Source organism: Brevundimonas sp. UBA7534 (assembly GCF_002479325.1).
Lineage (GTDB): Bacteria > Pseudomonadota > Alphaproteobacteria > Caulobacterales > Caulobacteraceae > Brevundimonas.
Genome location: NZ_DLMO01000139.1, coordinates 1 through 5,802, shown reverse-complemented (window position 1 = coordinate 5,802; position 5,802 = coordinate 1). Strand labels below are relative to the sequence as shown.

The following is a 5,802-nucleotide window of genomic DNA, read 5'->3' as shown; positions in this document are numbered from 1 at the left end:
CTATGTCGCCGACGTGCGGCGGATGGCCGCCGACGCCGGCATGCCCCAGCCCCAGGTCGCCATCATCCCCAGCGACCAGCCCAACGCCTTCGCCACCGGCCGCAACCCCGAGAACGCCGCCGTCTGCGCCACCACCGGCCTGTTGGACATGCTGACGCGCGACGAGGTGCGCGGCGTGATGGCTCACGAACTGGCCCACGTGAAGAACCGCGACACCCTGACCATGACGGTGACGGCCACGATCGCCGGCGCCATCGCGGCCCTGGCCAACTTCGCCCTGTTCTTCGGCGGCGGCGACGACCGCGAGCGGCCGGGCGGCCTGATCGGGACCCTGGCGTTGATGATCCTGGCGCCGATGGCCGCCGGCCTAGTGCAGATGGCCATCAGCCGCGCGCGCGAATACGAGGCCGACCGCGTCGGGGCCGAGATCGCCGGCGATCCCCACGCCCTGGCCAGCGCCCTGCAGAAGATCGAGGCCTACGCCAAGCGCATCCACAATCCCACGGCGGAACGTAATCCGGCCTCGGGCCAGCTGTTCATCATCAATCCCCTGGCCGGCAAGGGCGCCGACAACCTGTTTTCGACCCACCCCGCCACCGGCAACCGCGTGCGCGCCCTGATGGAGCTGGGGGCTAAGATGGGGATGCGCCCTCGCGCCATCGCCGAGCCGGTGCCGCCCCGGCCGTCCGCCGCCCCGATCACCACCGGCGTCCCGACCACTCCCGACCGGCCGCGCGGCCCCTGGGGCTGATCGCCGCGCCTGGACATCGCCTTCCGCATTTGCGCTGACGGTCGGGATCGCCTCAGATGCGCTCCTGTCCGATTCAGGGGGTTGTCTTCATGTCGCGTCTTCTCGCCTTCGTCTCCGCCGCCGCCCTTCTGGCCACGCCGGTCGCCGCCCAATCGGTGGACCGGGTCGCCGTCAACGGCATCATCGACCAGGGCTTGAACCACAGCCAAGTGATGCAGACCGCCGCCTGGCTGACCGACCGGATCGGCGGGCGGATGACCAATTCGCCGCAAATGCGCCAGGCGGAAGCCTGGACTCAGCAGCAGTTCCGCGACTGGGGCCTGTCCAACGTCCGCGCCGAGGGCTTCGAGTTCGGGCGCGGCTGGGAGGTGGTCCGCGCCAGCGCCCGCATGACCGCGCCGCGAGCGCTGAAGCTGCGCGCCATTCCGGTGGCCTGGACGCCCGGCACCAACGGAACGATCAGCGCCGGCGTCTTCGTGGCGCCGATCTCGGAAGTCGAGGATTTCGACAAGTGGCGCGGCAAGCTGGCGGGCAAGATCGTCATGATCTCCAAACCCGGCACGGGATCGGAGCCGACCGAGCCGGCCTTCCGCCGCTGGACCAGCGCCGAACTGAGCGAACGCAACGCCTACAACCAGCCGCAGTATTCGCCTGCCGCCGTTGAACGCCAACTCGAGCGCGCCGACTTCGCCGCCAGGATGGACGCCTTCCTGGTCGAGGAAGGCGCCTTGGCCTGGGTGCGGATTTCGCAACGCGACGGCGGCCTTCTGCACGGTACCGGCTACACCTACCAGGTCGGCGCGACGCCGAAGCTGGCGGGGATGGAGCTGGCGGCCGAGGACTATCGCCGCCTGGCGCGCCTGGCCCTGACCGACGCCCCGCCAACGCTGGAGCTGAACAGCGAGGTCCGGTTCCACGACGAGGACGTGAACGCCTACAACATTCTGGCCGACATCCCCGGAACGGCGCGCGGGACCGAATACGTCATGGCCGGCGCCCATCTGGACAGCTGGGCCGCCTCGGACGGGGCGCAGGATAATGCGGCGGGCAGCGCCGTGGTGATGGAGGCCGCGCGCATCCTGAAGGCTCTGGGCGTGCGGCCCAAGCGCACCATCCGCTTCGCCCTCTGGAACGGCGAGGAACAGGGACTGCTGGGTTCGCTTGCCTATGTCGATCGATACCTGGCGACCCGCGCGTCGGCGACGGACCCCGCCTGGGCGGATCTGCCGAACAACCGCACCTGGCGCCACCGCTGGCCGATCGAGCCGCGCCCCGGCTATCGCGACCTGGTCGCCTATTTCAACATCGACAACGGCTCGGGCAAGATCCGGGGGATCAACGCCGAGGGCAATGTGGCCGCCGCCCCGATCTTTCAGGAATGGCTGGCGCCCTTCGCCAGCATGGGGGCCACCACCGTCTCGCTGCGCAACTCGGGCGGCACCGACCATGTCTATATGCAGGCGGTGGGCGTGCCGGGCTATCAGTTCATTCAGGACCCGCTCGACTATTCGGCGCGCATCCACCACACCAGCATCGACAGCTACGACCACCTTAAGCCGGAAGACATGCGCCAGGCGGCCATCATCCTGGCCAGCTTCCTGCTGAACGCCGCCAACCGGGATGAACCGCTGCCGCGCATGCCGCTGCCGACCCAGCCGACGCCCAGCGATCCGTTCGAATATCCGCAGGATTGAGCCGAAAGGCGGGGCCAGCAAATGGGGCGACGGAAACGTCGCCCCTTCTTTACTGCGTCACGGGCGCTCGACGCACAGGGCCACGCCCATGCCGCCGCCGATGCACAGGGTCGCCAAGCCCTTCTTGGCGCCCGAGCGCTTCATCTCGAAAAGCAGGGTGGTCAGGATGCGCGCGCCCGAGGCGCCGATGGGGTGGCCTATGGCGATGGCGCCGCCGTTGACGTTGACCTTGGCCGGGTCGAGGCCAAGCTCCTTGACCACGCAAAGGCTCTGGGCGGCGAAGGCCTCGTTGGATTCCACCAGGTCCAGGTCGGCGACGGTCCAGCCCGCCTTCTCCAGCGCCTTCTTCGAGGCGGGGATCGGCCCCGTGCCCATGATCGACGGGTCGACCCCGGCGGTGGCGTAGGAGGCGATGCGGGCCAGCGGCTCCAGCCCTCGGGCCTTCGCCTCGTCCGCGCTCATCAGCACCAGGGCGGCGGCGCCGTCGTTCAGGCCCGAGGCGTTGGCGGCCGTCACCGTGCCGTCCTTCGTGAAGGCCGGACGCAGCTTCTGCATCAGCTCCAGCGTCGCGCCGTGGCGGATGTATTCGTCCTTGTCGACGGTCACGTCGGCCTTCTTGCCGGGGATGACGACCGGCACGATCTCCTCGTCGAACCGGCCGGCGGTCTGCGCCGCCTCGGCGTTGTGCTGGCTGGCCAGGGCGAACGCGTCCTGGGCCTCGCGCGTGATCGACCACTTCTCGGCGATGTTCTCGGCCGTCTGGCCCATGTGATAGCCGTTGAAGGCGTCCCACAGGCCGTCCTTGATCATGGTGTCGACGAAGGCCAGGTCGCCCATCTTCTGTCCGGTGCGAAGCTGTTGCGCGTGCGGCGCCTGGCTCATGCTCTCCTGGCCGCCCGCGACGACGATCTTCGCATCGCCCAGAGCGATCTGCTGGGCCGCGATGGCGACCGCGCGCAGGCCGGAGCCGCAAATCTGGTTCAGGCTCCAGGCGGCGGCCTCCTTGCGGACGCCGGCGCCGACCGCGGCCTGGCGGGCCGGCCCCTGGCCGGCGGCGGCCTGGAGCACATGGCCCAGAATGACCTCGTCGACCTCTTCGCCCGACACGCCGGCCCGTTCCAGCGCCGCCTTGATGGCGATCTCGCCCAGCTTCGATGCGGGCAGGGGGGACAGACCGCCCAGGAAGGCGCCGACGGGGGTGCGGGCGGCGGAGACGATGACGACGTCGGTCATGGGATTTCACTCGCTGCTGAAATTGCTGCGTTGCGCTTTTGCCGCATCCGGACGGCTTCGTCACCCATGCAGGCGTCCGTTCAGCCAATCGTCATCCTGTCGGCCCATTGTCGTGGGAACGATCGACGCGATCCGGGATTGGGAAGGCCATGCTTGCCACGCTGAAACGTCTCGTCACCCACGTCTGCACCCCGGACGAGCTGGACATGATCGACCACTATCAGTCGCGCGCTGAGAAACTGGCCGACCTGTGGGTCCATGTCGTGGGCCTGATGCTAGCGGCCGTGGGCGGCATCATCCTGGCCGGTCTGGCGGGCGTCTACGCCGGGATCGGCGGGGTCATGGCGACGGCCATCTACGCCCTGTGCCTGGTCGGCATGCTGACGGCCTCCACCATCTACAACCAGACCAATCCGTGCGCCGCGCGGCCGGTGCTGCGCCGCCTGGACGAGGCGGCCATCTTCCTGATGATCGCGGGCAGCTACACCCCCTTCACCACCCAGCGGTTCGAGGGACTGTGGTCCATCGGCTTCACGGCCCTGATCTGGACCCTGGCGTTCGCCGGGGCGGGGGTGAAGCTGTTCGCGCCGCGCATCTCGGACCGGTTCTGGAGCGCAGTCTATGTGCTGTTCGGCTGGCTGGCGGTGGCGGCGCTGAAGCCGATGGTGGAGACTGTCCATCCGGTCGCCCTGGCCCTGCTGGTGCTGGGCGGACTGATCTATACGGCCGGGGTCTTCGTCTTCATCAGCCCCAAGGTGCGGTTCCGCCGCGCCATCTGGCACGGCTTCGTCGTCACGGGCGCGACCGTCCACTGGACGGCGGTTCTGGTCGGCGTGGTCCTGGCTCCGGCCATGACCCACTAGGGCGGTCTTCGCCCGCTCGAGCTCCCCCTCTGGCGCTTCGCGTCGCAACGGACGATAGTGCGGCGTTGCAACATCGCGAGAACAAGCGTGGCCGAAGACAAGACCAAGGGTGGAGATAAGGACGACGCTTCGGTGATCGTCATCAAGAAGTATGCGAACCGCAGGCTCTACAACACGCGCACCAGCGCCTACGTCACGCTGGAGGACCTGGCGTCGATGGTGCGCGAGGGCGTGGAGTTCGTGGTCTATGACGCCAAGTCCAACGAGGACCTGACGCGCCAGATCCTGACCCAGATCATCTTCGAGGAGGAAAGCCGGGGCGAGGCCCTGCTGCCGGTCCAGTTCCTGCGCCAGCTGATCGGCTTCTACGGCGGCCAGATGCAGGGGGTCCTGCCCTCCTATCTGGAGATGTCGCTGGCCAACTTCAGCCGCCAGCAGGAGCAGTTCGCCAGCCAGATGAGCCGCGCCTTCGGCTCCGGTTCCGGCGCGACCCTGATCGAGGAGGCGGCGCGCGCCAACATGGCCATGTTCGAGCGGGCCATGCAGATGTTCCCCGGCTTCGCCTATCCGCGCGCGGAAGCGGCGCCGACGGCCGGGGAAAGCGAAGCCCCCGCGCCGACGTCGTCCGACACGGCCCTGGACGAGATGCGTCGCCAGATGGACGAGATGCGCGTCCAGTTGGATCGCCTGGCCGGGGGCGGCAAGGCGACGAAATGACCGACGAGATCCGTCCCATCGCCGGACCTGGCGCGATCGACCCGGCGGGGGAACGCCGAACCGGCGACCGTCGTCAGCGCCAGCGGCGTGACACGCGCGATCTCGTTCCCACGGACGAGCCGGCCCCCTTCGAGCCGGGGCCGCCCCCGGCAAGAGCTGCCGCGCGGCCGCCGCTCGAACCCGGCGCCGCAGCCTTCCTGGCCCAGCAGATCGGGCAAACCGGCCAGAAGCGGGGCCTTCGCGGCGGCCCGCCCGTGCTGGGCGCGGCCCGCGCCGCCTATCTGGAAACGGAATATTCAGGCTCCGAGGAGCGCCGCCCGCCCGTCGGCAAGGCCACCGACACAGACATCTGAAGATGCGGCACGGCGCTTGCTGTGACGGGACGAACCGACCCGTTTCGCGGAACCGTCCATGCCCCTTCTTGGCGCCCTGTCCAAAGTGTTCGACGTCTGCGTCGTGGCCTTGATCTTCACGGCTTTTTCGTAGGGCCTGCCGGGCGTCGCCCTGCTTGAGGCCATGTCGCCTGGCCTCAAGCAGGGCGACG

At 69.0% G+C, this 5,802-nt stretch carries 6 protein-coding genes; 5 read left to right on the top strand and 1 reads right to left on the bottom strand.

What is annotated here, in order from left to right; translation table 11 throughout:
- Together B2U11_RS11405 and B2U11_RS11400 are read left to right on the top strand one after the other, a co-directional pair.
- Positions 1–751: M48 family metalloprotease (locus tag B2U11_RS11405; RefSeq protein ID WP_292071850.1), on the top strand; the 751-nt coding region annotated here is incomplete at its 5' end.
- An 89-nt stretch (positions 752–840) separates the two neighbouring features.
- Complete coding sequence (locus B2U11_RS11400) at positions 841–2,445, top strand: M20/M25/M40 family metallo-hydrolase (protein WP_292071849.1); 1,605 nt, start codon at positions 841–843, stop codon at positions 2,443–2,445.
- 57 nt (positions 2,446–2,502) lie between these two features.
- On the opposite strand, the gene B2U11_RS11395 is transcribed toward B2U11_RS11400, so the two are convergent.
- Positions 2,503–3,678 carry an acetyl-CoA C-acetyltransferase gene (locus tag B2U11_RS11395; RefSeq protein WP_292071848.1) on the bottom strand — a complete coding sequence of 392 codons (1,176 nt, stop codon included), beginning with the start codon at positions 3,676–3,678 and terminating at the stop codon, positions 2,503–2,505.
- Between the two features lie 149 nt (positions 3,679–3,827).
- Here B2U11_RS11395 and trhA point away from each other — a divergent pair, with 149 nt between their 5' ends.
- The 3 genes from trhA (at position 3,828) to B2U11_RS11380 (ending at position 5,611) form a co-directional block, all read left to right on the top strand.
- Positions 3,828–4,541 (top strand): PAQR family membrane homeostasis protein TrhA, encoded by a 714-nt coding sequence (trhA, locus tag B2U11_RS11390; protein ID WP_292071847.1) that lies wholly within the window; start codon positions 3,828–3,830, stop codon positions 4,539–4,541.
- 87 nt (positions 4,542–4,628) lie between these two features.
- Entirely contained in the window at positions 4,629–5,258 is a 630-nt protein-coding gene (gene phaR / locus B2U11_RS11385) for a polyhydroxyalkanoate synthesis repressor PhaR (protein ID WP_292071846.1), read from the top strand.
- A complete protein-coding gene (locus B2U11_RS11380; protein ID WP_292071845.1) occupies positions 5,255–5,611 on the top strand; it encodes a hypothetical protein in 357 nt (118 codons plus the stop codon). The genes phaR and B2U11_RS11380 overlap by 4 nt, the downstream gene beginning before the upstream one ends.
- Positions 5,612–5,802 lie beyond the last annotated feature (191 nt).

Coding starts and splice junctions, on each gene's coding strand:
- trhA (WP_292071847.1), top strand. CDS start 3,828: ATGCTTGCCACGCTGAAACGTCTCGTCACCCACGTCTGCACCCCGGAC.
- B2U11_RS11395 (WP_292071848.1), bottom strand. CDS start 3,678: ATGACCGACGTCGTCATCGTCTCCGCCGCCCGCACCCCCGTCGGCGCC.
- B2U11_RS11400 (WP_292071849.1), top strand. CDS start 841: ATGTCGCGTCTTCTCGCCTTCGTCTCCGCCGCCGCCCTTCTGGCCACG.
- B2U11_RS11380 (WP_292071845.1), top strand. CDS start 5,255: ATGACCGACGAGATCCGTCCCATCGCCGGACCTGGCGCGATCGACCCG.